Annotated in this window: 19 protein-coding genes; 16 read left to right on the top strand and 3 right to left on the bottom strand. The window is 71.7% G+C overall.

The window, feature by feature from the left end; translation table 11 throughout:
- Positions 1 to 102 precede the first annotated feature (102 nt).
- The 12 genes from OG623_RS08465 to OG623_RS08410 all read left to right on the top strand — a co-directional run bounded on the left by OG623_RS08465 (position 103) and on the right by OG623_RS08410 (position 17,216).
- Positions 103 to 2,487: an ATP/GTP-binding protein gene (locus OG623_RS08465; protein WP_406145617.1), complete on the top strand. Its 2,385-nt coding sequence runs from the start codon at positions 103 to 105 to the stop codon at positions 2,485 to 2,487.
- A 185-nt stretch (positions 2,488 to 2,672) separates the two neighbouring features.
- Positions 2,673 to 4,253, top strand: a complete 1,581-nt coding sequence (locus OG623_RS08460) for a PucR family transcriptional regulator (RefSeq protein ID WP_406145615.1) — start codon at positions 2,673 to 2,675, stop codon at positions 4,251 to 4,253.
- 155 nt (positions 4,254 to 4,408) lie between these two features.
- Complete coding sequence (locus OG623_RS08455; protein ID WP_406145614.1) at positions 4,409 to 5,854, top strand: aldehyde dehydrogenase family protein; 1,446 nt, start codon at positions 4,409 to 4,411, stop codon at positions 5,852 to 5,854.
- A gap of 186 nt (positions 5,855 to 6,040) precedes the next feature.
- Entirely contained in the window at positions 6,041 to 7,990 is a 1,950-nt protein-coding gene (locus OG623_RS08450) for an acyl-CoA dehydrogenase family protein (protein WP_406145613.1), read from the top strand.
- A 77-nt stretch (positions 7,991 to 8,067) separates the two neighbouring features.
- Positions 8,068 to 9,306, top strand: coding sequence for a 3-phosphoshikimate 1-carboxyvinyltransferase (gene aroA / locus OG623_RS08445; RefSeq protein ID WP_406145611.1), 1,239 nt, complete (start codon positions 8,068 to 8,070; stop codon positions 9,304 to 9,306).
- 21 nt (positions 9,307 to 9,327) lie between these two features.
- Positions 9,328 to 9,858, top strand: coding sequence for a nucleotidyltransferase domain-containing protein (locus OG623_RS08440; protein WP_406145610.1), 531 nt, complete (start codon positions 9,328 to 9,330; stop codon positions 9,856 to 9,858).
- A 70-nt stretch (positions 9,859 to 9,928) separates the two neighbouring features.
- Entirely contained in the window at positions 9,929 to 11,191 is a 1,263-nt protein-coding gene (gene dxr / locus OG623_RS08435) for a 1-deoxy-D-xylulose-5-phosphate reductoisomerase (protein ID WP_406145609.1), read from the top strand.
- On the top strand, positions 11,188 to 12,498 hold the full coding sequence (locus OG623_RS08430; RefSeq protein ID WP_406145608.1) for a M50 family metallopeptidase: 1,311 nt from the start codon (positions 11,188 to 11,190) through the stop codon (positions 12,496 to 12,498). The genes dxr and OG623_RS08430 overlap by 4 nt, the downstream gene beginning before the upstream one ends.
- 183 nt (positions 12,499 to 12,681) lie before the next feature.
- Entirely contained in the window at positions 12,682 to 13,839 is a 1,158-nt protein-coding gene (gene ispG / locus OG623_RS08425; RefSeq protein WP_406145606.1) for a flavodoxin-dependent (E)-4-hydroxy-3-methylbut-2-enyl-diphosphate synthase, read from the top strand.
- A 142-nt stretch (positions 13,840 to 13,981) separates the two neighbouring features.
- Positions 13,982 to 14,827 (top strand): GNAT family N-acetyltransferase, encoded by an 846-nt coding sequence (locus OG623_RS08420; RefSeq protein ID WP_406145605.1) that lies wholly within the window; start codon positions 13,982 to 13,984, stop codon positions 14,825 to 14,827.
- Between the two features lie 29 nt (positions 14,828 to 14,856).
- A complete protein-coding gene (locus tag OG623_RS08415) occupies positions 14,857 to 15,432 on the top strand; it encodes a GNAT family N-acetyltransferase (RefSeq protein WP_406145604.1) in 576 nt (191 codons plus the stop codon).
- Between the two features lie 83 nt (positions 15,433 to 15,515).
- Positions 15,516 to 17,216 carry a proline--tRNA ligase gene (locus OG623_RS08410; RefSeq protein ID WP_406145602.1) on the top strand — a complete coding sequence of 567 codons (1,701 nt, stop codon included), beginning with the start codon at positions 15,516 to 15,518 and terminating at the stop codon, positions 17,214 to 17,216.
- Positions 17,217 to 17,284: 68 nt separating this feature from the next.
- On the opposite strand, the gene OG623_RS08405 is transcribed toward OG623_RS08410, so the two are convergent.
- The 3 genes from OG623_RS08405 to OG623_RS08395 form a co-directional block, all read right to left on the bottom strand.
- Entirely contained in the window at positions 17,285 to 18,202 is a 918-nt protein-coding gene (locus OG623_RS08405) for an aminoglycoside phosphotransferase family protein (protein ID WP_406145601.1), read from the bottom strand.
- A gap of 62 nt (positions 18,203 to 18,264) precedes the next feature.
- A complete protein-coding gene (locus OG623_RS08400) occupies positions 18,265 to 18,759 on the bottom strand; it encodes a ferritin-like domain-containing protein (RefSeq protein ID WP_406151736.1) in 495 nt (164 codons plus the stop codon).
- 5 nt (positions 18,760 to 18,764) lie between these two features.
- On the bottom strand, positions 18,765 to 19,304 hold the full coding sequence (locus OG623_RS08395) for a hypothetical protein (protein WP_406145599.1): 540 nt from the start codon (positions 19,302 to 19,304) through the stop codon (positions 18,765 to 18,767).
- A gap of 171 nt (positions 19,305 to 19,475) precedes the next feature.
- On the opposite strand from OG623_RS08395, the gene rimP reads away from it, so the two are divergent.
- The 4 genes from rimP (at position 19,476) to infB (ending at position 24,688) form a co-directional block, all read left to right on the top strand.
- Positions 19,476 to 19,973, top strand: a complete 498-nt coding sequence (gene rimP / locus OG623_RS08390; protein WP_406145598.1) for a ribosome maturation factor RimP — start codon at positions 19,476 to 19,478, stop codon at positions 19,971 to 19,973.
- A 2-nt stretch (positions 19,974 to 19,975) separates the two neighbouring features.
- Positions 19,976 to 21,016 carry a transcription termination factor NusA gene (nusA, locus tag OG623_RS08385; protein WP_406145596.1) on the top strand — a complete coding sequence of 347 codons (1,041 nt, stop codon included), beginning with the start codon at positions 19,976 to 19,978 and terminating at the stop codon, positions 21,014 to 21,016.
- A 108-nt stretch (positions 21,017 to 21,124) separates the two neighbouring features.
- Complete coding sequence (locus OG623_RS08380) at positions 21,125 to 21,403, top strand: YlxR family protein (RefSeq protein WP_406145595.1); 279 nt, start codon at positions 21,125 to 21,127, stop codon at positions 21,401 to 21,403.
- 150 nt (positions 21,404 to 21,553) lie between these two features.
- Positions 21,554 to 24,688: a translation initiation factor IF-2 gene (gene infB, locus OG623_RS08375; RefSeq protein ID WP_406145594.1), complete on the top strand. Its 3,135-nt coding sequence runs from the start codon at positions 21,554 to 21,556 to the stop codon at positions 24,686 to 24,688.
- Positions 24,689 to 24,761: the final 73 nt, after the last annotated feature.

Genomic DNA, 24,761 nt, shown 5'->3' with positions numbered 1-24,761 from the left:
TCCCGGCAGGGTCATGCGCCCACATGGCTGAACTCCCCGTGCACGGGCACTAGATTGGCCGGTGCAGAAGGCGGGACCTGGCTGGTCAGGGGGCAGCGGTTCATGGACACCGAAGGCACGTACGACGCACGGGGCACGGGCGCGGACCGGGTGCCACGGCCCGCGGGGCCGCCCCCGGCCGCGCCACCGCCCCCCACGTCACCACCCCCCGGGTATGCCCCGCACCCCAGGCGCCCGCCGACGGAGGACACCGGCGTCGAGGCATGGCTGCGCACCCCGCGCCCCGCCGAGGAACCGGGCGTCTGGCGCTACGGCTACACCCCGCGCCCGCCCGAGAAGCCCGAGGGGGTGTCCGACCGCTCGCTGCTGGTCGGCGTGCTCATCTCCGTACTCAGCGGACTGCTCCTGTGGTCCCTGTGGCGCAACGGGTACATCCCCTACCGGCTGGTCCCGGTGAAGCTGTTCACCCCGGGGGACTGGTGGTACGCCGGTACGTTCGGCGGGCCCAGGACCATCGAGGGCGCCGACGCCCTCACCGTCTACGAGGCCGTCCTCTTCGGGCTCCTCGTCTACGGCTGCGGGCGTCTGGGCAACTGGTCCGAGATCTTCCGGCGGCATGTCGCGGGCCGTGGGCAGCCCTTCCTCGGCCTGGCCACCGTCGCCGCCGGGGCCGTCGCCGAGCTCCTCGTGTGGAAGGACGCCGTGCCGCTCGTACGGCCGGTCCTGATCCTCGTCGCCTCGGTCGCCGGCGGCGAGATCTACCAGAGCCAGGCCGTCGTCAACGTGATCTACGCCCTGATCGCCGCCGGGGTGCTCTGGCCGTTCGCCCGACTCGGCCACTGGCGCCGACTCCTCGCGGGCCGGTTCGGCAAGGACACGGCCACGACGCCCGCGGCCCCCTCCACGCCCCCGGACGCCCCCGCCGCCGAACAGTGGCCCGAACTCCGCGCGGCAGGACGGACCGACGCCGCCGAGACCCTCACCGCCGAGGTGCGCACCGGCCGTATGAACGACGTCGACGTCGCGCGTCTGCGCCACGCCTGGAGCGTCGGCCAGGGGCACCCGGAGCGCATCGCCGCGCTCACCGAAGCCGTACTGCGCACCGGCGGCGCCGCTGCCCTCCACCCCTCGGGCGCCAGGGACCTGCCGCACCGCACCGCCCGGCACGACCTGCTGACCGGCCAGGTGCGGCTCGGCAGCTGCGCGGACGACCCGCACAACCCGTACGCACGGCGCGGCTCGGGCCTCGCCCTGGAACCCGCGCTGCTCGGTACCTCGCTGCTGGCGGTCGGTCCGCCGGGCGCGGGCAAGTCCGCCCGGCTGGTGAGGCCGGTCGTCGAGTCGCTCGCCCTTCAGGCGCTCGCCGGCCGGGCCGCGGTGCTCGCCGTCGGCGGCGCCGGGGGCGAACTCGGCACGGACGACACGTTCGACGTGGTGGTGCGGATCGGCGACCCGGCCTCCGCGCACGACTTCGACCTGTACGGCGGTACGACCGACCCGGACGAGGCCGCGAGCGTGCTCGCCGAGGGCCTGGTGGGCGATGTGACCGACCTGGACAGCAGGCGCGCCGCCACCGTGCTCGCCCAGCTGCTGGGCCCCTACCGAGCCGTACACGGGCACTTCCCCGGGGTGCCCGCCCTCCGGGAACTCCTGGACGGCGACCTCGCCGCACTCGACGCGCTGCGCGAGGCGCTCGCCGCGGGCGGCCATCAGGCGTTGCTGCGCGAGCTGGAGGCCCGCACCCGGCAGACGGCCGGATCCGGGGACCCCGGGCCGGTGCTCGCCGACCGGATCGCCCTTCTGGACCGCCCCGCCTTCGCACCGTTCTTCGCCACCGGGCAGGAATCCAGGCCCTTCTCGCTGCGTTCCGTCGAACACCTGCCGCTCCGGGTCAGGATCGAGCTGCCCGAGCGGGCGCACGCAGAGGCGTCGCGGCTGCTCACCCGGCTCGTCCTCGCCCAGTTCACGGCGATCGCCGCCGCCCGCACCGAACGGTCGCTCTTCATGTGCCTCGTCCTGGACGACGCCACACACACCGTCACCCCCCACACCGTCCGGGGTGTGCGACGGCTGCGGTCGGTCAACGCCGGAGTCCTCCTGACGCTGCGCACCGTCGACGACGTCCCCGAGGGGCTGCACACCGCACTGCTCGGCGCGGTCGGCTGCTGCATGGCCTTCAGCGGGGTCACCACCTGGGACGGCAAGCACTTCGCCGAGGCCTGGGGCAAGGAGTGGGTGGAGACCCGCGAGGTCGCCCAGCACGCGGTCTTCGCCGACCAGCCGTTCACCCGCGCCCTGCACGGCCTGCGCAAGCTCGTCACCGGCAAGGCCGTCACGAGGGACGCCGTGACGGTGCGGCGGGTCGAGAGAGAGCGCTGGTCCGCCTCGGAGCTGGCGTACGAGCTGCCCCCCGGCCACGCGGTCCTGTCCCTGACCACCGTGCGCGGCGAGCACGCCCCGCCGCTGCTCGTCCGGCTCGACGGCTGACCGGGAGGTCACGACCTGGTGCGCGACGCAGAGCGGATCAGGCCGTTACGGCGAATCTGCCGCCCTGGCACAATTGACGCCGACCGCCTGTACGGTGCGGAGCATTCGGGCCGCGCGTGCGGGGCGGCGTCAATCGAGCCGCCCGCACAGGCGGTGCCATCGACTCCCAGAGGTCCGTCGGCCCCATGCCTCCTACTCTCGCCTCGCTCGTCCAGCACTCGGCGCTCAAGCTCACCGTCCGGGCCGGCGCCGACCGGCTCGGCACGCCCGTGCGATGGGCGCACGCCAGCGAGCTCGCCGACCCCGTCCCGTACATGGACGGCGGCGAGCTGCTCCTCGTCACCGCGACCAACCTCGACGCCCGGGACCCGGGGACGATGCGCCGGTACGTACAGCGGCTGGCGGGGGCGGGAATCGCGGGGCTCGGCTTCGCCGTGGGCGTCACCTACGACGAGATCCCGCCCGCGCTCGTGGACGCCGCCGAGGAAGCGGGGCTGCCGCTCCTCGAAGTGCCCCGGCGCACACCGTTCCTCGCCATCAGCAAGGCCGTGTCCGCGGCCATCGCCGCCGACCAGTACCGCTCGGTCACCGCGGGCTTCGACGCCCAGCGGGAGCTGACCCGGGCCGCGGTCGCGGGGGACGGCCCCGCGGAGCTGCTCACCCGGCTCGCCGTGCACATCGACGGATGGGCCGCGCTCTACGACGCGTCGGGTGCCGTCGTCGCCGCCGCACCCGACTGGGCGGCACGCCGCGCCGCGCGGCTCGGCCCCGAGGTGGAGCGGCTCAGGGACCGCCCCGCCCCGGCCAGCGTGGTCGTCGGCGACAGCGAGGGCGACGACCGGGTGGAGCTCCAGTCCCTGGGTACCGGACGCGGCAACCGCGGCGCGCTGGCCGTCGGTACGGGCGCCGCGCTCGGCACGGCCGAGCGCTACGCGGTGCACTCCGCGGTCGCCCTGCTGACCCTGACCACGGCCAGGTCCCGCGCGCTCCAGGGCGCGGAGCAGCGCCTGGGTGCCGCCGTCCTGCGTATGCTGCTGGCGGGGGAGTCCGTCCACGCACGGGCGGTCGCCGGTGACCTGTACGGCGGGCTGCTCGACGCCCCCTTCCGGCTGCTGATCGCCGAGTCGCCCGCGCCCGAGGGGACGGAGCTGCTCGCCGGGGTACTGGAGGCCGCCGCCTCCCGGTCGGGCGAGAACCTCCTGATGGTGCCCGACGGCGAGCGCCTCGTGGTGCTGGCCGAGGACGCCGGCGCCGCCGTGGCGGCCGGCGTGGCCCACGCCCGGGCCATGGACGGCCTCACGGGGCGTGAGGCGGGTGACGGCGAAGGGGCCGGTGTGGTCGTCGGCATGTCCGCCCCCTCGGGCCCGATCGCCGTCTCCGCCGCGTACAAGCAGGCCGAACAGGCACTCTCCGTCGCCCGCCGCAAGGGCAGGACCATGGTCGAGCACGAGGAGCTCGCCAACGGCTCCGTCCTGCCGCTGCTGGCAGACGACGCCGTACGGGCCTTCGCGGACGGGATGCTGCGACCGCTGCGGGAACACGACGCGAAGGGCCGGGGCGATCTGGTCGCCTCCCTGCGCGCCTGGCTGTCCCGGCACGGCCAGTGGGACGCCGCCGCGGCCGACCTGGGCGTCCACCGTCACACCCTGCGCTACCGGATGCGCCGGGTGGAGGAGATCCTGGGCCGCTCGCTCGACGACCCGGACGTCCGGATGGAGCTGTGGCTGGCCCTCAAGGCGACGGCCGCCTCCACGGGGACGCCGTAGCCGCCCCGGCCACGACAAACCGTCGCATCGGGCCTGGGCTCCACTCCACGGTGGACAAGCCTCATCCGGGCGGCGCCGCCCTACGGTGGGGCCGACGGGTGCCCGCGCGGCGCCCGGCGATCGTCGTTCACCACCCCCGAAGGGCCGGAACCGCCATGACTTCCACCCACGCCTTCTGGCTGGCAGGCCGGCAGGCCACCGGCGAGGACAGCTTCGACGTCACCAGTCCCTGGGACGGCCGCCTCGTCGGGACGGTCGCCGTGCCGACCGACGCCCAGACCGAAGAGGCCGTCGCCGCCGCGTACGCCGTGCGCGACGAGTTCGCCGCGACCCCGGCGCACGTACGGGCAGGCGCCCTCGACCACGTCGTACGCCGGCTCACCGAGCGCACCGAGGAGATCGCCCAGCTGATCTCCGCCGAGAACGGCAAGCCCATCAAGTGGGCCCGCGGCGAGGTCGGCCGTGCCGTCTCGGTCTTCCGGTTCGCGGCCGAGGAGGCCCGCCGCTTCAACGGCGGCGACGCCCAGCGGCTGGACACCGACGCGGGCGGCACCGGCCGCCTCGGGCTGACCCGGCGCTTCCCGCGCGGTCCCGTCCTCGGTATCGCGCCCTTCAACTTCCCGCTCAACCTGAGCGCCCACAAGGTCGCCCCGGCCATCGCCGTCGGTGCCCCGATCATCCTGAAGCCCGCCCCGGCCACCCCGATCTCGTCCCTGATCCTCGGCGAACTGCTGGCCGAGACGGACCTCCCGGCCGGCTCCTGGTCCGTGCTGACCGTGCCCAACGACAGGATGCCCGCCCTGGTCGAGGACGAGCGGCTGCCGGTGATCTCCTTCACCGGCTCCGGCCCGGTCGGCTACGCGATCATGGAGTCGGTGCCGCGCAAGCACTGCACCCTGGAGCTCGGCGGGAACGGCGCCGCGGTCGTCCTCGGCGACTGGTCCTCCGAGGAGGACCTGGACCGGGCCGCGACCCGCATCGCGACCTTCTCCAACTACCAGGGCGGCCAGTCCTGCATCTCGGTGCAGCGCGTCATCGCCGACGCCTCCGTGTACGACCGGCTCGTCCCGAAGATCGTCGCGGCCGTCGAGGCCCTGGTGACCGGCGACCCCTCCGACGCGGCCACCGACGTCGGCCCGCTGGTCAGCGAGGACGCCGCCCGCCGCGTCGAGTCCTGGGTCGACGAGGCCGTCGGCGCCGGAGCCACCCTGCTGACGGGCGGCAAGCGCGACGGCGCCACGTACGCCCCGACGGTCCTCACCGACCTCCCCGGCACCACGACCATTGCCCGCGAGGAGGTCTTCGGCCCGGTCCTGTACATCCAGCGGACCGAGGGCGAGGCGGAGGCCTTCGCCGCCGTCAACGACTCCAGGTACGGGCTCCAGGCGGGCGTCTTCACCCACGACCTGCAGACCGCCTTCCGCGCGCACCGCGCCCTCGAGGTGGGCGGTGTGGTCATCGGCGACGTGCCCTCCTACCGGGCCGACCAGATGCCGTACGGCGGCGCCAAGCAGTCCGGAGTGGGCCGCGAGGGCGTCCGCTACGCCATGGACGACTACACCTACGAGCGGGTGCTGGTCCTCACCGGCCTGGCCCTGTAGCCCGTACATCCGCCACGGACCGGCCGGAGCCCGCCGCACGGGGGCTCCGGCCGGTTCCGTGTGCCCTGGGGAGCCCCTCGCACCGGTGGTGGGCCGTGCGTGGATCGGGTAGATACGGACAGGTGGTACCTATCGGCACGCGTACGGCACGATCCATACCCCGACTCGCGGCGAGGTGAGCTCCTCATGTCCGCCCCATCCGACACCCCCCAGGCCCCCAAGGTCACCGAGCGCGAAGCGCGGCAGGTGGCAGAGGCCGCCCGTGAACAGGACTGGCGCAAGCCGAGCTTCGCCAAGGAACTCTTCCTCGGACGCTTCCGGCTGGACCTGATCCACCCCCACCCCCTGCCGGCCCCGGACGACGTACGGCGCGGCGAGGCCTTCCTCGCCCGGCTTCGCGCGTTCTGCGAGACCCGGGTCGACGGTGCGCTCATCGAGCGCGAGGCCAGGATCCCCGACGACGTGGTCAACGGCCTCAAGGAGCTCGGCGCCCTCGGCATGAAGATCGAGACCAAGTACGGCGGTCTCGGACTGACCCAGGTCTACTACAACAAGGCGCTCGCGCTGGCCGGTTCGGCGAGCCCCTCCATCGGCGCGCTGCTCTCCGCCCACCAGTCGATCGGTGTACCGCAGCCGCTGAAGATGTTCGGCACCCAGGAGCAGAAGGACACCTTCCTGCCCCGCCTCGCGCGGACGGACATCTCCGCCTTCCTCCTCACCGAGCCCGACGTCGGCTCCGACCCCGCCCGGCTCGCCACGACGGCCGTACCCGACGGGGACGACGACTACGTCCTGGACGGGGTGAAGCTCTGGACGACCAACGGCGTTGTCGCCGACCTGCTGGTCGTCATGGCCAGGGTCTCCGCATCCGAAGGACACAAGGGCGGCATCACCGCCTTCGTCGTCGAGGCCGACTCACCCGGCATCACCGTGGAGCACCGCAACTCCTTCATGGGGCTGCGCGGCATCGAGAACGGCGTCACCCGCTTCCACCAGGTCCGCGTCCCCGCGGCCCACCGGATCGGACCCGAGGGCGCCGGCCTCAAGATCGCCCTCACCACGCTCAACACCGGGCGCCTCTCGCTGCCCGCCATGTGCGTCGGCGTCGGGAAGTGGTCCCTGAAGATCGCCCGTGAGTGGTCGGCGGTCCGTGAGCAGTGGGGCAGGCCTGTCGCCAGGCACGAGGCGGTGGGCGCGAAGATCTCCTTCATCGCCGCCACCACCTTCGCCCTCGAAGCGGTCGTGGACCTCTCCTCGCAGATGGCCGACGAGAGCCGTAACGACATCCGTATCGAGGCCGCGCTCGCGAAGCTGTACGGCTCCGAGATGGGCTGGCTGATCTCCGACGAACTCGTCCAGATCCGAGGCGGACGCGGCTTCGAGACCGCGGCCTCGCTGGCGGCCCGCGGCGAACGCGCCGTCCCCGCCGAGCAGATGCTCCGCGACATGCGGATCAACCGGATCTTCGAGGGCTCCACGGAGATCATGCACCTGCTGATCGCCCGTGAGGCCGTCGACGCCCACCTCAAGGTCGCCGGCGACATCATCGACCCCGACAAGCCGCTCTCCGACAAGGCGAAGGCGGGCGCCAACGCCGCCGGGTTCTACGCCCGCTGGCTCCCCAAGCTGGTCAGCGGACCCGGGCAACTGCCCAATGCCTACGGCGACTTCCGCGTCCCCGGACACCCCGACCTCTCCGCCCACCTGCGGTACGTCGAGCGCGCGTCCCGCAAGCTCGCCCGCTCCACCTTCTACGCGATGTCCCGCTGGCAGGGCCGGATGGAGACCAAGCAGGGCTTCCTCGGCCGGATCGTCGACATCGGCGCGGAACTCTTCGCGATGAGCGCCGCCTGTGTCAGGGCCGAGCACCTGCGGGCCGACGACGACCACGGCCGCGAGGCGTACCAGCTCGCCGACGTGTTCTGCCGGCAGTCCCGTATCCGGGTGGAGGAGCTCTTCGCCCGGCTCTGGACCAACACGGACGCCATCGACAGGCGCGTCGTCGACGGAGTGCTCGCCGGCACCTACACCTGGCTGGAGGAGGGGGTCATCGACCCCAGCGGCGACGGCCCCTGGATCGCCGACGCCACCCCCGGCCCGGCCACCGGGGAGAACGTCCACCGTCCCATCCGCTGAAGCAGTACCCCGCGGGGCGCGTCCACTGCCTGGACGCGCCCCGCGAACACGCCCGCCGCAGGGCAAAATCGTCGCCCGTGACCGTCATCGACATCCCCGGATCCAAGTCCGTCACCGCCCGCGCCCTGTTCCTGGCCGCCGCGGCGGACGGCACCACCACCCTCCTGCGCCCCCTGCACTCCGACGACACCGAGGGGTTCACCGAGGGACTGGCCGGCCTCGGATACGGGGTGAGGCGCGAGCCGGACCGATGGCACATCGAGGGGCGCCCGTCCGGACCCGCGAGGGACGCCGATGTCCACTGCCGCGACGGGGCCACCACCGCCCGCTTCCTGCCGACGCTCGCCGCCGCCGCGGCCTCCGGGACGTACCGCTTCGACGCCTCCGCACAGATGCGCCGCCGCCCCCTCGCGCCCCTCACCGAGGCGCTCCGCACCCTCGGGGTCGACCTGCGCCACGAAGGAGCCGACGGCCACCACCCGCTCACCGTCGTGGCATCCGGCGTCAAGGGCGGCGAACTGACCCTCGACGCGGGGGAGTCGTCGCAGTACCTCACCGCGCTGCTCATGCTCGGCCCGCTCACCGCCGAAGGCCTCCGGATCGACGTCACGGAGCTCGTCTCGGCGCCGTACATCGAGATCACCCTCGCGATGATGCGCAGCTTCGGCGTCGAGGTCGCCCGGGAGGGGAACACCTTCACCGTCCCTCCCGGCGGCTACCGCGCCACCACGTACCCCGTCGAGCCCGACGCGTCCACGGCCTCGTACTTCTTCGCGGCGGCGGCCCTCACCGGGCACGAGGTCACCGTCCCCGGACTCGGCACGGACGCGCTCCAGGGCGACCTGCGCTTCACCGAGGTGCTGCGGGGGATGGGCGCCGAGGTCATCACCACGGCCGACGCCACCACCGTGCGATCCTCGGGCCGGCTCTCCGGTCTGACGGTCAACATGCGTGACATCTCCGACACGATGCCGACCCTCGCCGCCATCGCGCCGTACGCCACCTCACCGGTGCGCATCGAGGACGTCGCCAACACCCGGGTGAAGGAGTGCGACCGGCTGGAGGCCTGCGCGGAGAACCTGCGGAACATGGGGATCACCGTGCACACCGGACCCGACTGGATCGAGATCCACCCCGGCACCCCGCGCCCCACCGAGATCGCCACCCACGGCGACCACCGCATCGTGATGTCGTTCGCCGTCGCCGGACTGCGCGCGCCCGGCATGAGCTACGACGACCCCGGCTGCGTACGGAAGACCTTCCCCGGCTTCCACGAGGCGTTCGCCGACTTCGTGGCGAGGACCGCGCAGCCCTGAGAAGGCGGCCCTGAAAAGCCCGTGCGCCCCGCGCGGGGGCGCACTACGGTCGCCCGCATGATGTCCCGCGACGCAGTCCTGTCCGTCCTCACGCTGCTGCGCGAGGCCGGCGCCGACGTGGTGATCGCCGGAGGCTGGGGCATCGACGCCCTGCTCGGCGAGGAGACCCGCGAGCACCGTGACCTCGACATCCTGCACCGGCGTGAGCAGGAGGGCGCAGTCGTGGCGGCACTGGAGGCCGCCGGATACACCGAGACACTGGACCGGCGCCCCGTCCGCTTCGTGCTGAGCCACCCCGCTGGGCCCGAAATCGACCTGCACCCCCTGGTGTTCGCCGCCGACGGGTCCGCCGTCCAGTCCTCTCTCGACCCCGGGGAACCCTTCCGCTACCCGGCCTCCTGCTTCGTCACGGGCACCATCGGGGCGACCACCGTGCGCTGCATCTCCGCCGAACAGCAGGCGCTGTTCCACCAGGGCTACGAACCCGCCGAGCGTGATGTGGCGGACATGCGGCGGCTGAGTGAGAGATTCGGCCTCGACACATCCCTCTGACCCCGGATGTTGCACGATCGAGTCCGACGAACGGGGCGCACTGTCACGGCGCACAGCGGATGCGGCAACAATGGGGGCCATGAGCGACAGCCCCGCACCCCTCGCCGATCCGCATCTCGTCTTCGACGCTACGGACGGCCGCCGGGATCTGGTGATCCTCGGCTCCACCGGGTCCATCGGTACCCAGGCCATCGACCTGGTCCTGCGCAACCCCGCCCGCTTCCGCGTCACCGCGCTCTCCGCCGCGGGCGGCAGGGTCCAGCTCCTCGCCGAGCAGGCACGGCAGCTGCGCGTACGCACGGTCGCGGTGGCCGACGGGGACAAGGTGCCCGCGCTCCGCGAGGCGCTGCGTGAGGCCTACGGGGCGGGGGAGCCGCTCCCGGAGATCCTGGCAGGACCCGACGCCGCCACGGAACTCGCCGCGAGCGACTGCCACACCGTGCTGAACGGGATCACCGGCTCCATCGGCCTGGCCCCCACACTCGCCGCGCTGAAGGCGGGCCGCACCCTCGCCCTGGCGAACAAGGAGTCGCTGATCGTCGGCGGCCCGCTGGTCAAGGCGCTGGCGGCCCCCGGACAGATCATCCCGGTCGACTCCGAGCACGCCGCGCTCTTCCAGGGCCTCGCCGCGGGCAAGCGCGCCGATGTCCGCAAGCTCGTCGTCACCGCGTCCGGCGGTCCGTTCCGCGGGCGTACGCGTGCCGAGCTGGCCGGTGTGACCCGGGAACAGGCGCTGGCGCACCCGACCTGGGCCATGGGCCCGGTCATCACGGTCAACTCCGCGACCCTGGTCAACAAGGGGCTCGAGGTCATCGAGGCGCATCTGCTCTACGACATCCCCTTCGAGCGGATCGAGGTCGTGGTCCACCCCCAGTCGTACGTGCACTCGATGGTGGAGTACACCGACGGCTCCACCCTCGCGCAGGCCACCCCGCCCGACATGAGCGGCCCCATCGCCATCGGTCTCGGCTGGCCCGAGCGGGTCCCGGACGCGGCCCCGGCCTTCGACTGGACGAAGGCCTCCAGCTGGGAGTTCTTCCCGCTCGACACCGAGGCGTTCCCGTCCGTCGGGCTCGCCAGGCACGTGGGCGCCCTGGGCGGCACGGCACCCGCGGTCTTCAACGCGGCCAACGAGGAGTGCGTGGACGCGTTCCTGGCAGGACGGCTGCCTTTCAACGGCATCATGGATACGGTCACGGCGGTGGTGGCCGAACACGGCACCCCCGTCACGGGAACTTCGCTGACGGTCGCGGACGTCCTCGATGCGGAGACCTGGGCACGGTCCAGGGCCCGGGAACTCTCGGCGGCAGCGACAGCGGAGGCGCACGTATGAGCATGACGACGATCCTGATGACGGTTCTCGGTATCGCCGTCTTCGTCGTGGGGCTGCTGTTCTCGATCGCCTGGCACGAGCTGGGCCATCTCTCGACGGCCAAGCTCTTCGGCATCCGCGTTCCGCAGTACATGGTCGGCTTCGGGCCGACCATCTGGTCGCGCAAGAAGGGCGACACCGAGTACGGCTTCAAGGCCATCCCCGCGGGCGGCTACATCCGCATGATCGGCATGTTCCCGCCGGGGCCCGACGGCCGGATCGAGGCGCGCTCCACATCGCCGTGGCGCGGCATGATCGAGGACGCCAGGTCCGCCGCGTTCGAAGAGCTCGAACCGGGCGACGAATCGCGCCTCTTCTACACGCGCAAGCCGTGGAAGCGCGTCATCGTGATGTTCGCGGGACCCTTCATGAACCTGGTCCTGGCCGTTGCGATCTTCATGGGCGTCGCCATGACCTTCGGCTTCCAGACCCAGACCACCGAGGTCGCGGGCGTCCAGCAGTGCGTGATCGCACAGAGCGAGAACCGCGACACCTGCAAGACGTCCGACCCGGTCTCGCCGGCCAAGGCGGCGGGTCTGGAGGAGGGCGACACCATCGTCGCCTTCAACGGCCAGAAGATCGACGACTGGGCCACGCTCTCGGACAAGATCCGCCAGACCATCGGCCCCGCCACCATCACCGTGCGGCGTGACGGCCAGGAACAGACCCTGAACGCCGTCCTGAAGAAGAACGCCGTCGCCAAGAAGGACGGCCACGGCGAGGTCGTCCCCGACCAGTACATCAGCGCCGGATACCTCGGCTTCGCCGCCAAGACGGAGATCCTGCCGCTCTCCTTCGGCGACTCGGTCGTCCGCATGGGCGACATGATCGAGAACGGCGTCGACTCGATCATCGCCCTGCCCGGCAAGATCCCCGACCTCTGGAACGCGGCGTTCAGCGACGGCGAGCGAGGCGACGACTCACCGGTCGGCGTGGTCGGCGCGGCCAGGATCGGCGGCGAGGTGATGAACCTCGACATCCCGGCCCAGAACCAGATCGCGATGATGCTGTTCCTGCTGGCCGGCTTCAACCTCTCGCTGTTCCTGTTCAACATGCTGCCCCTGCTCCCGCTGGACGGCGGGCACATCGCGGGTGCGCTCTGGGAGGCCCTGCGCCGCAACGCGGCCAGGGTCTTCAGGCGGCCCGACCCCGGCCCGTTCGATGTGGCGAAGCTCATGCCCGTCGCCTACGTGGTCGCGGGGGTCTTCATCTGCTTCACGCTGCTGGTGCTGGTCGCCGACATCGTGAACCCGGTGAAGATCACCTGATCAACCCGGGCGTCCTACGGGTGGCGGCCGGTCGTACAGAGGATGCACGGCTGCCGCCCATCGGGCGGTTTCGACGGCACGGGTGCCGCCCGTTCTCCTCCGGTGCCGTAACCTCGATCCCTGGAGCCCGCAGTTCTCGGGACCTCGATCCACACTGATCCACACCTTGGGGATGCTCAGCGCATGACTGCGATTTCTCTCGGAATGCCGGACGTTCCGACCAAGCTCGCCGACCGACGGGTCAGCCGCCAGATCCAGGTCGGCTCCGTGGCGGTCGGTGGTGACGCCCCTGTGTCGGTGCAGTCGATGACGACGACGCGTACGTCGGACATCGGTGCGACGTTGCAGCAGATCGCTGAGTTGACGGCGTCGGGCTGTCAGATCGTGCGGGTGGCGTGTCCTACGCAGGATGACGCGGACGCGTTGGCGACGATCGCGAAGAAGTCGCAGATTCCGGTGATCGCGGATATTCATTTCCAGCCGAAGTATGTGTTCGCGGCGATCGACGCGGGGTGTGCGGCGGTCCGGGTGAATCCGGGGAACATCAAGCAGTTCGACGACAAGGTCAAGGAGATCGCCAGGGCGGCGAGTGATGCGGGTACGCCGATCCGTATCGGGGTGAACGCGGGTTCGCTGGATGCGCGGTTGCTGAAGAAGTACGGGAAGGCGACGCCGGAGGCTCTGGTGGAGTCGGCGCTGTGGGAGGCGTCGTTGTTCGAGGAGCACGGGTTCCGGGACATCAAGATCTCGGTGAAGCACAACGATCCGGTCGTGATGGTGAACGCGTACCGGCAGCTGGCTGCGCAGTCGGATTATCCGTTGCATCTGGGTGTGACGGAGGCGGGTCCGGCGTTCCAGGGGACGATCAAGTCCGCTGTGGCGTTCGGGGCGTTGCTTTCGGAGGGGATCGGGGACACGATCCGGGTCTCGTTGTCGGCTCCGCCGGCGGAGGAGGTCAAGGTCGGGCTTCAGATCCTGGAGTCGTTGAATCTGAAGCAGCGTCGTCTGGAGATCGTGTCGTGTCCGTCGTGCGGGCGTGCGCAGGTGGATGTGTACAAGCTCGCGGACCAGGTCAGTGCGGGTCTTGAGGGCATGGAGGTCCCACTGCGTGTCGCGGTGATGGGCTGTGTCGTCAACGGTCCCGGTGAGGCGCGTGAGGCCGATCTGGGTGTGGCCTCGGGCAATGGCAAGGGGCAGATCTTCGTGAAGGGTGAGGTCATCAAGACCGTCCCCGAGTCGAAGATCGTGGAGACCCTCATCGAGGAAGCCATGAAGATCGCGGAACAGATGGAGCAGGACGGCATCGCCTCGGGCGAACCCCAGGTCTCCATCGCCGGCTGACCACCCGCCTCCCGTGCCCCGCAGGCCCCGCCCTGCGGGGCACAGCCATGTATTCCGCACATCGGCCTTCCCGCCCGGAGCGGCACCCCACAGCCTTGTTCGGTACAGTGCGGACATCAGTAGACCGTTTGGTGAGGCCCCAGTGTTGACGCAGACCACTACCCGGGTCCTCGACCCCGGCGAGCTCCCCGCCGCGCTCACCATCCTTGAGAGTGCCCCCGTCGAGAACGCCTTCGTGACGTCCCGCGTCCACGTCGCCGGACTCGACCCATGGCGTCTCGGCGGCGAGATGTGGGGCTGGTACGCCGACGGCCGACTGCGCTCCCTCTGCTACTCCGGGGCCAATCTCGTCCCCATCTGCGCCACCCCCGAGGCCGTCAGGGCCTTCGCCGACCGCGCCCGGCGGGCCGGCCGCCGATGTTCCTCGATCGTCGGCCCCGCAGGCCCCACGGCCCAGCTGTGGCGCCTGCTCGAACCCAGCTGGGGCCCCGCCCGCGAGGTCCGGCCCAACCAGCCGCTCATGGTGACGGACCGGCCATCGGACGAGATCGCGGCCGACCCGTTCGTACGCAGGGTCCGCAAGGAGGAGATGGACGTCCTCATGCCCGCCTGCGTCGCCATGTTCACCGAGGAGGTCGGCATCTCCCCGCTGGCCGGCGACGGCGGGCTCCTCTACCAGGCGCGGGTCGCCGAGCTGATCACCACAGGCCGCTCCTTCGCGCGCATAGAGGACGGCAAGGTCCTCTTCAAGGCCGAGATCGGCGCGGCCACCCCCCGCGCCTGCCAGATCCAGGGCGTCTGGGTCTCCCCGGAGGCCCGGGGCCGCGGACTCTCCGAGACGGGCATGGCGGCCGTCCTGCGCCACGCGCTCAGCGATGTGGCACCCGTCGTCAGCCTGTACGTGAACGACTACAACACCCCCGCGCGCAAGGCCTACAGCCGCGTCGGCTTCCGTGAGACGGGCGCCTTCATGAGCGTGCTGTTCTGACCGGACGGCACGGCGCGTAAGGTTCCGGCATGGCAGCAGCAACCCCCTCGTCCTCCTGGGGCTCCGGGACCCCCGACACCGTGGTCGGACCGGTCGACCTCGCCGACCGAGTCGACGAGGCACTGGCCGTGCAGGCCCTCGCCTTCGGCCTCTCCCAGGACGAGATCGACGTACGACGCCACATCGTGCTGCGGCACCTCGACCACCCGCAGGCACGCGCACTCGGCGCGACCGCCGCCGACGGACGGCTCGTCGGCTTCGTCTACGGGCTGCCGAACGACCGGACCCACTGGTGGTCCTCCGTCGTCGAACCGTATCTGCGCGCCACCGGGTCCGACGGCTGGCTCGACGACTCGTTCGTGATCACCGAACTCCACGTCCACCCGGACTTCCAGCAGCGCGGCATCGGCCGGAGGCTGATCACCGGCATCACGGACGCCGTCGACCTGCCCCGTTCGATTCTCTCCGCGATCGACACCGAGAGCCCCGCGCGCGGGCTCTACCGAGCCCTGGGCTACCAAGACCTCGCCCGGCAGGTGCTCTTCCCGAGCGCCCCCAAGCCGTACGCGGTGATGGGCGCGCCGCTCCCGCTGCGCCGCGGCTGAGCGGCCGCCGGGGAATCGATTTCCGCCCGCACGGGCCGCCCGGCTAACCTCGGGCCCACCACCCTTGCGAGCAGGAGTTCATCATGGCCCAGGTCCAGCGCATGTCCCGATTGATGATCAAGACACTGCGCGACGACCCGGCGGACGCCGAGACGCTCAACCACAAGCTCCTCGTCCGCGCCGGTTACGTACGCCGCACCGCGGCCGGTATCTGGTCCTGGCTGCCGCTCGGCAAGAAGGTCCTGGAGAACATCACCCGCGTCGTCCGCGAGGAGATGGACGCCATCGGCGGCCAGGAGGTCCTGCTCCCCGCCCTGCTGCCCAAGGAGCCGTACGAGGCGAGCGGCCGGTACGACGAGTACGGCGACCTGCTGTTCCGTCTCAACGACCGCAAGGGTGCCGACTACCTCCTCGGCCCCACCCACGAGGAGATCTTCACCCAGGTCGTCAAGGACATGTGCTCGTCCTACAAGGACCTGCCCGTGATCCTCTACCAGATCCAGACCAAGTACCGCGACGAGGCCCGCCCCCGCGCCGGTGTGCTGCGTGGGCGTGAGTTCCAGATGAAGGACTCGTACTCCTTCGACACCACCGACGAAGGCCTGGCCGAGGCGTACCGGCTGCACCGCGGCGCGTACATCCGGATCTTCGAGCGCCTCGGCCTCGACCACCGCATCGTCTCCGCCGTCTCCGGCGCCATGGGCGGCTCCGCGTCCGAGGAGTTCCTCGCCCCCGCGCCCGCCGGCGAGGACACCTTCGTCGACTGCCCGAACTGCGACTACGCCGCCAACACCGAGGCCGTGACCTTCAAGGCCACCACGGCCGACGCCTCGACGGCCGGACCGGTCGAGGAGCTGGACACCCCCGACACCCCCACCATCGAGTCCCTCGCCGCCCACCTCGGCGTCCCGGCCTCCGCCACCCTGAAGAACCTCCTGGTCAAGGTCGACGGCGAGATCGTGGCCGTGGGTGTGCCCGGTGACCGTGAGGTCGACCTCGGCAAGCTCGGCGAGCACCTCGCCCCCGCCGTCGTCGAGCTCGTCACCGCCGAGGACTTCGTCGGCCGCACCGACCTGGTACGCGGCTACGTCGGCCCGCAGGGCCTGGAGAAGGTCCGCTACATCGCCGACCCCCGCGTCGCCGCCGGCACCGCCTGGATCACGGGCGCCAACAAGGAGGGCAAGCACGCGAGGAACGTCGTCGCGGGCCGCGACTTCGAGATCGACGACCACCTCGACGTCGTCGTCGTCGAGGCCGGCGACCCCTGCCCCAACTGCGGCACCGGCCTCCAGGTGGACCGCGCCATCGAGATCGGCCACATCTTCCAGCTCGGCCGCAAGTACGCCGACATCTTCTCCCTCGACGTCCTCGGCCAGCAGGGCAAGCCGGTCCGCGTGACCATGGGCTCGTACGGCATCGGCGTCTCCCGCGCGGTGGCCGCACTCGCCGAGCAGACCGCCGACGACAAGGGCCTGTGCTGGCCCCGCGAGATCGCCCCGGCCGATGTGCACGTCGTCGCGGCGGGCAAGGCGCTCCAGACCGAACTGGCCCTCGACGTCTCGGAGAAGCTGGGCGCGGCCGGACTGCGCGTCCTGGTCGACGACCGCCCCGGCATCTCGCCCGGTGTGAAGTTCACCGACTCCGAGCTCATCGGCGTCCCGAAGATCCTGGTCGCAGGCCGCCGCTCGGCCGAGGGCGTCCTGGAGCTGAAGGACCGCCGCACGGGCGAGCGCGAGGAGCTCACCGTCGACGAGGCGATCGCCCGCCTGACCGACCAGGGCTGATCCGACCCGACCCATGAACAGGGGGCCCCGCGCACCGCGCGGGGCCCCCTGTCGTGCGTGTCGGCCGGTCAGAGCCAGCCCGCGAACTCCAGCGACAGCTCGCCGTCCTGCGTGCGCCCCGCCGTCAGCGCCCGGGTGCCGGACTCGACGGCCCGGAACAGCGTCCAGCCGCGCAGCCGCGCCTGGTCCAGCTCCAGCGACTCGGCGAGCTTCTTGACCCGGCGACGGGCCGTCACCGCACCGCCCGGCGATGCGATCAGATCCTCGACCCGGTCACGCACCAGCCGCGCCAGGTCGTACGCCCGCTCCCCGGTGAGCGGCTCGGGTCCGACCGCGAGCCAGGGCGCACGCTCACCCGAAAGGACCTTGCTCTGCCGGAAGTTGCCGTGCAGCAGGAAGCTCTCGGGGGAGTCCTGGACCAGCTCGTCGCGGGCCGCGAGGGCCGCGGAGACCAGCGGCTCCAGTACCGGGTCCCGCACGGCGGCGGCCCGCATGGGCTCCGCCTGCCTGCCGGTGCGTTCGGTGACCGTCTCGAAGGCGTGGCCGGCCGGGGGCTCGACCCAGAGCCGCCGCACCGTGCCCGCGGCCTCCAGCAGAGCCTTCGCCTCGGGCAGGGAGCGCAGGGACACCTCGTGGTGCAGCCGTTCCAGCAGGAGGGCGTCCCCGGTCGCCCCGGCGGCGTCCTGGGGCTCCAGGAGCTCGACGGCGCCCCAGCCCTTCCAGTGGGCGAGCGCGGCCCACTCGAGCGCGGGAGCGGCCCCTTCGGGCGCGATCTTCAGCACGGCGGGTGTGCCGTCGGCCCGGTGCACGAGGAGGACCAGGCTGCTGCGCCCGCCGGGAGCGCACACCCGGTCCACGGAGACCGTGTGCGCGGACAGCGCGTCGTCGGTGAGCGAGGGGAGCCGGCCGAGCCACTCGGCCGCGGCCGCGTCCCCGTACGTCTCGCCGAGCGCTCGCACCAGACGCTGCGGCGGTTCGAAACCCATACGTGCCTTGTTCCCTTTCGGAGCGTGCGTGCTCGGTCGCCCGGTGCGTGGCACCCGTGTGCTCAGTGCGTGAGACCCGTGGCCCCTGCCTCCGCCGTGTTCTGCGGCGGGGAGGCCTTCTCGGCGAGCCCAGGAAAGGCTACGCCCGTGCCGCGCCAGCGCACCGCGCGCACCGCGGCCTCCCGCAGCGCGCCCGCGGCGTCCTGCCGCAGCGAGCCGTCCGCGGCCCGTACGAGATCGGAGTAGACCCCCGCGACCCGGTCCTCGATGACGGCGGCGAGCCGCATCGCGGACGCCGGATCCCGCACCGCGAAGGGCAGGTCGTACGCCGCGTGCGCCGCCACGGGCGTACCGCCCAGGTCACGCACCTTCCGCGCGAGGGTGTCCCGGCGGGCCCGGTGGGCGTCGGAGGCCGCCGCCGCGTCGCTGCGGCGGCCGCCCTCCAGACGTCCTCCCAGGGCGCCGTATCCGTACACCGCGGCGTGCTCGGCGGCCAGTGCCGCCTGTGCGGCCCGCAGGCTCTTCTTCGTGCCGGCCTTCCCGGCCGGCTGTGTCATGCCGGTCATTCCGAGGTCTCCTTGGCCAGTTCGGTCAGCAGATACGCGTGGGCGGCGCCGGCCGCGGCGATCGAGGCCAGCAGCCTCGCCAGTTCCGGTTCGGCGGTCAGCAGCGCCGTGGCGCGGCCGTCCGCCACCCGGCGTTCCTCGGCCGCGAGTTCCTTCAGCGCGGTCCGCGCGTCGGCGGCGGACGGCGAAGGACGGACCGCCGAAGGCGTGGGGGAGGGCGAGCCGCTCGCGGCCTTCGTGGGTCCGCCCAGCGCCGCGAGGTGTTCCCGTACCGCCGCCTCCAGCGGAGCGATCCCCGGTTTCGTCACCGGGTGGTCCGCGGCGACCTGTGCGTAGCGGGCCAGCAGCGAGGCGCTGTCACGGGCGGCCGAAGCCCGCAGTGCCGTGACCGCCCGGAGCGATGCGGCGTCGGCGTCCGTACCCCCGGGGCCACTTCCGGTCCCGGACCCGTCCCCACAGCTCGTCAGCAGCGCACCCACGGCGAAGGCTCCCGTAGCGGTGAGCGCACCCCTGCGCGTCGTCCCCGTGCGGTGCACTTGTCTCCTTCAGCCTGGTTTTTGACAGTTTCTGACCTGAAGTGATCACCGGGGGTGAGCGTACCCGCGGCCGGGCGGGAGGCGGACGGCAACACCCCTGCGGACCGGATACCCTTTGACCTGACACGCGACGATCCCCACAACAGCACACGCGGCCGAGGAGTCACCCGGATGAGCACCACCCAGAGCGACAGGCTGCGCGAACTGCTGGAGCCGCTCGTCAGCGCCAAGGAGCTGGACCTCGAGGAGATCGAGGTGTCCAAGGCGGGCCGCCGCAGGGTGCTGAGGGTCGTCGTGGATTCCGAGGACGGCGTGGAGCTCGACGCCTGCGCGGAGCTGAGCAGGGACATCTCGCAGACGCTGGACGACACCGACGCCATGGGCGAGGGCGAGTACGTCCTCGAAGTGAGCTCTCCGGGCGCCGACCGCCCGTTGACCGAGCACCGCCACTACGTACGCGCCACCGGCCGGCTGGCCAGGATCACTCTGAGTGAGGGCGGCGAGCTGGTGGCCCGCATCCTCGGTGTGGACGACGAGGGACTCGATCTGGAAGTGCCGGGCGTGAAGGGCCGCAAGCCCACCGCGCGGCGCCTCGCCTTCGACGAGATCGCCAAGGCGCGCGTGGAGATCGAATTCAACCGCAAGGACAAGAAGGAAGAGGAGGCGTAGCCGTGGACATCGATGTGAAGCTTCTGAAGGGCTTGGCGCAGGACAAGGAGATCCCCTTCGACGTGCTCGTCGGGGCGATCGAGTCGGCCCTCCTCATCGCGTACCACCGCACCGAGGGCAGCCACCGCCGTGCGCGCGTCGAGCTGGACGCGGGCGGCCATGTCACGGTGTGGGCGAAGGACGACCCGGCCGAGCTCGACGAGGGCCAGGAGCCCGAGGAGTTCGACGACACGCCGTCCGGCTTCGGGCGTATCGCCGCGACCACCGCCAAGCAGGTCATCCTGCAGCGGCTGCGCGACGCCGAGGACGACCGGACGTTCGGCGAGTACGCGGGCCACGAGGGTGACGTCGTCACGGGTCTGGTCCAGCAGGGCAAGGACCCGAAGAACGTCCTGGTCGACATCGGCAAGCTGGAAGCGATCCTGCCCGTGCAGGAGCAGGTGCCGGGCGAGGAGTACACCCACGGCCTCCGGCTGCGTACGTACGTCGTACGGGTGGCCAAGGGCGTGCGCGGCCCGTCGGTGACGCTCTCGCGCACCCACCCGAACCTCGTGAAGAAGCTCTTCGCGCTGGAGGTTCCGGAGATCGCGGACGGCTCGGTCGTCATCGAGGCCATCGCCCGTGAGGCCGGCCACCGCACCAAGATGGCAGTCCGCTCCACCCGGGCCGGTCTCAACCCGAAGGGCGCCTGTATCGGCCCGATGGGCAGCCGGGTGCGCAACGTCATGGCCGAGCTGCACGGCGAGAAGATCGACATCGTCGACTGGTCGGACGACCCGGCCGAGATGGTCGCCAACGCGCTGTCACCCGCACGGGTGAGCAAGGTCGAGGTCGTGGACCTCGGGACGCGCTCCGCCCGGGTGACCGTGCCCGACTACCAGCTGTCGCTGGCGATCGGCAAGGAGGGGCAGAACGCCCGTCTGGCCGCCCGGCTCACCGGCTGGCGCATCGACATCCGCCCGGACACCGAGACCGACGCCGAGCGGGACGTCGCCGACCGTGAGCGCGCCGAGCGCGCCCGGGAGCGTTCCGAGCGCGGCTGACCTGCTCCCGAGGAATAGATCGAGGCGCCATGCCGCTGAGATCACGACAACATCCGTTCGATTTTTGCCCCCCATGGGTGAGGTCGATGCGGGGAGGTAGACTTAAACGTGTCTGGCCGGACGCACGCCCGCGCTTGCCCTGAGCGAACCTGTGTGGGATGCCGGGAGCGAGCGGTCAAGAGCGAGCTGCTGCGCATCGTGGTGGACGAGGGAGAAGTTGTCCCTGATCCACGCGGTACGCTGCCCGGCCGGGGTGCGTACGTACACCCCGTCCCTGTCTGTCTCGACCTGGCGGTCCGCCGCCGGGCATTCCCCCGGGCCTTCAAGGCCAAGGGGCCGTTCGATTCCGCTGCGGTGCGGCGGTTCGTCGAGCGGGTGACACCGTAGGAGAAAGTGAACGGCACGGGTCCCCGTGCGGTCAGGTACCTCGCGAGTTGGAAGTAGGTCGAGATTGCGATGAGCACTCGATGAGTACGCGATGAGTACGCCCATGAAGTAGCGACGGTCCGGCGGTAACCCGGACCTAAAAGGAGCGAAGTGGCTAAGGTCCGGGTATACGAACTCGCCAAGGAGTTCGGCGTGGAGAGCAAGGTCGTCATGGCCAAGCTCCAAGAACTCGGTGAATTCGTCCGTTCGGCGTCCTCGACGATCGAGGCGCCGGTTGTACGCAAATTGACTGACGCACTGCAGGGTCCCGGCGGCAACGCCGGCAAGCCCGCAGCGAAGCCTGGCGCGCCTCGTAAGGCCGCCCCCTCGAAGCCCGCGGCGCCGTCTCCGGCCTCCGCGGCACGTCCCGCTGCCCCGAAGCCCGGCGCCCCGGCCCCCAAGCCGGCCGCCGCGGAGACTCCGGCGAGCAGCACCCCCGCGGCGCCGTCCGCACCCTCTGCGCCGTCCGCTCCGTCGGGGGGACCCCGTCCGGGCCCCAGGCCCGCGCCGAAGCCCGCCCCGGTCACTCCGGTGCCCGCCGCGGAGTTCTCGGCTCCGGCTCCGGCCCAGCAGCCGGCCGCGCCGCAGCAGCCCGCCGCACCCCAGCAGGCCCCGCGTCCCACGGGTGCCACCCCTGGGCCGCGTCCCGCGCGTCCGGCTCCGGCCGGCGGTCAGCGCGACGGTGGTCAGCGTGACGGCGGCCGTGGTGGCGAGCGTGGCGGCGACCGCCCCGCGCGTCCCGCGGGCCAGGGCGCCCCGCGCCCCGGCGGCGCGCGTCCGTCCGGACCCCGTCCGGGCAACAACCCCTTCACCTCAGGCGGTTCCACCGGCATGGCGCGCCCCCAGGCGCCCCGTCCCGGCGGTGCCCCGCGCCCCGGCGGCGGTCAGGAGCGCCCCGGCGCCCCGCGCCCCCAGGGTGGTCCCGGTGGCGCCCCGCGTCCCCAGGGCCAGGGTGGTGCACGTCCCTCCCCGAGCGGCATGCCCCGTCCGCAGGCTCCCCGTCCGGGCGGTGCCCCCTCGGGCAACCGTCCGAACCCCGGCATGATGCCGCAGCGTCCCGCCGCGGGCCCGCGTCCCGGTGGTGGCCCCGGCGGTGGCCGTGGTCCCGGCGGCGGCGGTCGCCCGGGTGGCGGCGGCGGTCGTCCCGGTGGCGGCGGCTTCGCCGGCCGTCCGGCCGGTCCCGGTGGTGGCGGCGGCGGTTTCGCCGGCCGTCCCGGCGGTCCCGGTGGTGGCGGCGCAGGTCGTCCCGGCGGTGGCGGTGGCTTCGGCGGCCGTCCCGGCTTCGGTGGACGTCCCGGCGGCCCGGGTGCCCGTGGTGGCACACAGGGTGCGTTCGGCCGTCCCGGCGGTCCCGCGCGTCGTGGCCGCAAGTCGAAGCGGCAGAGGCGCCAGGAGTACGAGTCGATGCAGGCCCCGTCGGTGGGCGGCGTCATGCTGCCCCGCGGCAACGGGCAGGCCGTCCGGCTGTCCCGCGGTGCTTCCCTCACGGACTTCGCGGAGAAGATCAACGCGAACCCGGCGTCGCTCGTCGGCGTGATGATGAACCTCGGCGAGATGGTCACGGCCACGCAGTCGGTCCCCGACGAGACGCTGAAGCTGCTCGCGGACGAGATGAACTTCGTCCTCGAGATCGTCAGCCCGGAGGAGGAGGACCGCGAGCTGCTCGAGTCCTTCGACATCGAGTTCGGTGAGGACGAGGGCGGCGAAGAGGCCCTGGTCTCCCGTCCGCCGGTCGTGACCGTCATGGGTCACGTCGACCACGGTAAGACCCGGCTGCTGGACGCGATCCGTAAGACGAACGTCGTCGCGGGCGAGGCCGGCGGTATCACGCAGCACATCGGTGCGTACCAGGTCGGTGCCGAGGTCAACGGCGAGGACCGCAGGATCACCTTCATCGACACCCCGGGTCACGAGGCGTTCACCGCCATGCGTGCACGTGGTGCGAAGTCCACCGACATCGCGATCCTCGTGGTGGCGGCGAACGACGGTGTGATGCCCCAGACGATCGAGGCGCTGAACCACGCCAAGGCGGCCGAGGTGCCGATCGTGGTCGCGGTCAACAAGATCGACGTCGAGGGTGCCGACCCGACCAAGGTGCGCGGTCAGCTCACCGAGTTCGGTCTGGTGGCCGAGGAGTACGGCGGCGACACGATGTTCGTCGACATCTCCGCCAAGCAGGGCCTCAACATCGAGTCCCTCCTGGAGGCCGTCGTCCTCACCGCCGACGCCTCGCTCGACCTGCGGGCCAACCCGGAGCAGGACGCGCAGGGCATTGCGATCGAGTCCCACCTCGACCGCGGCCGCGGTGCCGTCTCGACCGTCCTGGTCCAGCGCGGAACGCTGCGCATCGGTGACACGGTGGTTGTCGGCGACGCGTACGGCCGTGTCCGGGCGATGCTCGACGACAACGGTCAGAACGTCCAGGAAGCGGGTCCCTCGACCCCCGTCCTGGTCCTGGGTCTCACCAACGTCCCGGGTGCCGGCGACAACCTCCTGGTCGTCGACGAGGACCGTACGGCCCGTCAGATCGCCGAGAAGCGTGCCGCCCGTGAGCGCAACGCCAACTTCGCCCGCAAGGGCGTCAGGTTCTCCCTGGAGAACCTGGACGAGGCGCTCAAGGCCGGTCTGGTCCAGGAGCTCAACCTCATCATCAAGGGCGACGCGTCCGGTTCGGTGGAGGCTCTCGAGTCCTCGCTGCTCCAGCTCGACGTCGGTGAAGAGGTCGACATCCGGATCCTGCACCGCGGTGTGGGTGCGGTCACCGAGTCGGACATCAACCTGGCGACCGGCTCCGACGCCATCGTGATCGGCTTCAACGTGCGCGCCGCGGGGCGTGCCGAGCAGATGGCCGAGCGCGAGGGCGTGGACGTCCGGTACTACTCGGTCATCTACCAGGCGATCGAAGAGATCGAAGCGGCCCTCAAGGGCATGCTCAAGCCGGAGTACGAAGAGGTCGAGCTCGGCACGGCGGAGATCCGCGAGATCTTCCGCTCGTCCAAGCTGGGCAACATCGCCGGTGTGCTGGTCCGCTCCGGCGAGGTCAAGCGCAACACCAAGGCGCGCCTGCTGCGCGATGGCAAGGTCATCGCGGAGAACCTCAACATCTCCGGTCTGCGCCGCTTCAAGGACGACGTCACCGAGATCCGCGAAGGCTTCGAGGGCGGTATCAACCTCGGAAACTTCAACGACATCAAGATCGACGACGTCATCGCGACGTACGAGATGCGCGAGAAGCCGCGAGGCTGATCAACGGGATTGCCCGGGGGGAGACCCCCGGGTCCTCCTGCACGGTCGGGGCCGGTCGACGGGTCGTATTTCC

It is taken from the genome of Streptomyces sp. NBC_01012 (assembly GCF_045162755.1).
GTDB lineage: Bacteria > Actinomycetota > Actinomycetes > Streptomycetales > Streptomycetaceae > Streptomyces.
Note: the sequence above shows the minus strand (reverse complement) of the source record. Positions and strands in the feature narration are given on the sequence as shown.

What these genes read in the sequence shown, in the direction of transcription:
- OG623_RS08465 (WP_406145617.1), top strand. Translation starts at nt 103, where the DNA reads ATGGACACCGAAGGCACGTACGACGCACGGGGCACGGGCGCGGACCGG.
- OG623_RS08460 (WP_406145615.1), top strand. Translation starts at nt 2,673, where the DNA reads ATGCCTCCTACTCTCGCCTCGCTCGTCCAGCACTCGGCGCTCAAGCTC.
- ispG (WP_406145606.1), top strand. Translation starts at nt 12,682, where the DNA reads ATGACTGCGATTTCTCTCGGAATGCCGGACGTTCCGACCAAGCTCGCC.
- OG623_RS08415 (WP_406145604.1), top strand. Translation starts at nt 14,857, where the DNA reads ATGGCAGCAGCAACCCCCTCGTCCTCCTGGGGCTCCGGGACCCCCGAC.
- OG623_RS08455 (WP_406145614.1), top strand. Translation starts at nt 4,409, where the DNA reads ATGACTTCCACCCACGCCTTCTGGCTGGCAGGCCGGCAGGCCACCGGC.
- OG623_RS08430 (WP_406145608.1), top strand. Translation starts at nt 11,188, where the DNA reads ATGAGCATGACGACGATCCTGATGACGGTTCTCGGTATCGCCGTCTTC.
- OG623_RS08400 (WP_406151736.1), bottom strand. Translation starts at nt 18,759, where the DNA reads ATGACACAGCCGGCCGGGAAGGCCGGCACGAAGAAGAGCCTGCGGGCC.
- OG623_RS08405 (WP_406145601.1), bottom strand. Translation starts at nt 18,202, where the DNA reads ATGGGTTTCGAACCGCCGCAGCGTCTGGTGCGAGCGCTCGGCGAGACG.
- rimP (WP_406145598.1), top strand. Translation starts at nt 19,476, where the DNA reads ATGAGCACCACCCAGAGCGACAGGCTGCGCGAACTGCTGGAGCCGCTC.
- OG623_RS08450 (WP_406145613.1), top strand. Translation starts at nt 6,041, where the DNA reads ATGTCCGCCCCATCCGACACCCCCCAGGCCCCCAAGGTCACCGAGCGC.
- OG623_RS08410 (WP_406145602.1), top strand. Translation starts at nt 15,516, where the DNA reads ATGGCCCAGGTCCAGCGCATGTCCCGATTGATGATCAAGACACTGCGC.
- dxr (WP_406145609.1), top strand. Translation starts at nt 9,929, where the DNA reads ATGGGGGCCATGAGCGACAGCCCCGCACCCCTCGCCGATCCGCATCTC.